This window comes from Stenotrophomonas sp. HMWF023 (genome assembly GCF_003060985.1).
In the GTDB taxonomy this organism is placed as follows: Bacteria; Pseudomonadota; Gammaproteobacteria; order Xanthomonadales; family Xanthomonadaceae; genus Stenotrophomonas; species Stenotrophomonas lactitubi.
In genome coordinates this window covers 1-1,599 of the sequence record NZ_QAIJ01000271.1, presented here as the reverse complement: position 1 = coordinate 1,599, position 1,599 = coordinate 1, and the positions used below count along the sequence as shown (strand labels likewise).

At 54.8% G+C, this 1,599-nt stretch carries 2 protein-coding genes; one reads left to right on the top strand and one right to left on the bottom strand.

Annotated features, from left to right (window positions below):
- On the top strand, window positions 1-1,067 hold a 1,067-nt coding region (locus tag DBR20_RS15475; protein ID WP_219927820.1), incomplete at its 5' end, for a DUF6396 domain-containing protein.
- 186 nt (window positions 1,068-1,253) lie between these two features.
- On the opposite strand, the gene DBR20_RS23290 is transcribed toward DBR20_RS15475, so the two are convergent.
- Window positions 1,254-1,424, bottom strand: a complete 171-nt coding sequence (locus DBR20_RS23290) for a helix-turn-helix transcriptional regulator (RefSeq protein ID WP_181393102.1) — start codon at window positions 1,422-1,424, stop codon at window positions 1,254-1,256.
- Between the last annotated feature and the right edge of the window lie 175 nt (window positions 1,425-1,599).

Below are 1,599 nucleotides of genomic sequence, written 5' to 3'. Positions count from 1 at the left end.
GGGCAGCGTCGTTTCAAATCGACTCTTCAGTTGCCGGACTTGGTCTCACTGCTGCCGTGGAGAATGGTGGAGTTTCTAAGGATGTCGCCATCCACATAGCAGCCGAGAGGGCCTTGCCATCAGCTAAATATAGTCCTGCCTTTGTATGCGTACATGAGCATGTCCCTGATTCCTCGAAGGAGCTGGATCAGATCTTCAAGTATGCCCGCTGGATGCAGGATAGCAATTTGCTGAATCAGGATTCGGGAGTGAACGCTGAAATTGAGAGGCTGTATAGGATCGCAGCGGAGAATGGTCACGCTAAAGCAAACATAAACTTGCAGAATGGTAGTGTGCAGGGGCGCTATGCGCTGCGGGGGGAGGAGTCTCTTCGGCTCAGCAAGAAGCTGATTGATGATGGAGTTGCGACAGGGTACTTCTTTATTGCTGCTTACCTAAGGGGTGGTCTGTCGGGTTTGCAGCAAGATCAAGACGCCGCGCTGGTCTATTTCCGCAAGGCGGCCGATGAGGGTAGCGCGAATGCCCAATATTATCTTGGTACTAGGCTCGAGCCAAGTGGCGCTGCTCCAGAAGTTGCCATGCAGATGTATCTTTGCGCGGCCGAGCAAGGGAATGGAGACGCAGCTGTCGCTTTGGGAGTGTATCGGAGGAGGTATGGGCGCTACGAAGAGTCGTTTCACGCCTTCCAGTTGGGAGTGCGCGCCGGAAGCGCTAGCGCGGCATCATTCTTGGGTCATGCCTTCCGAGCAAAAGGCCCTGAGGACGAATTGTTCTACTTGGGTCAGACGGAGGATGTAGAGCGCTCTGATCGGTACGTAAGAGTCTGGAGGACACTCGCTAATTACTCGTACGCAACTCCAAGGGCTCTCGAGGTGAACGATATTCTTCCTCCTCCCCCAGCTATTTTGCCGCCTTGGTCAGGGAAGCTTAAATGGCTAGTAGAGCGAGAAGCGGAAGTTCCCCCGCCCAAGCCTAGCGAGACGCAAATTACAGAATTTGCGAAAGCACAGATGCTTGATCCCGCCACCGGCAAACTAATTAAACATCGTACACACACGGAACGGTAGGTCGGATCCAAGGAACAGACTCCTCCAGAGGTGTGGAGCTTGATGTCCACTAGGGCCTGCGAGATGAATGCGGCGGTCGCCTCGCAAGAAGGGCCTTTTCTTCATTCGTCGTGGCATGCGGGCCAGATCTCGTGCCCTTCATTTGAGCGCTGCTGGTTCCTCGGAAAAATGCATTCAGGGACTGATTCAGTGCTTCGCTGAGGTCCCCAATGTGCGAAAGCTCGGTGTCTCTCGCTTGTTCTCCCAAGCCGATACCGAGGACCTGGTGACCCCAATGGTAAAACCCAGCTGCTCTTGGGTTAGGCCAGCTGCGGCCCGGTATTTGAGGACAATCAGCGAGTCCAGACTGATGGCCATGGACTGCCCCTGCCTCACTCCCAGAACAACATCGTCGTCAACCGCATCAAGCTGCAGAAGGCGATTGGGATCCTTTCCCCGATCATCTTCTGGGCCTTCCACATCGCCTGGGTGATGTGGAACCTCTCAATCGATGCATGGCTGGGTGCTGCCACTGCCGTCGTCTACATGGTTG

Coding starts and splice junctions, on each gene's coding strand:
- DBR20_RS23290 (WP_181393102.1), bottom strand. CDS start 1,424: ATGGCCATCAGTCTGGACTCGCTGATTGTCCTCAAATACCGGGCCGCA.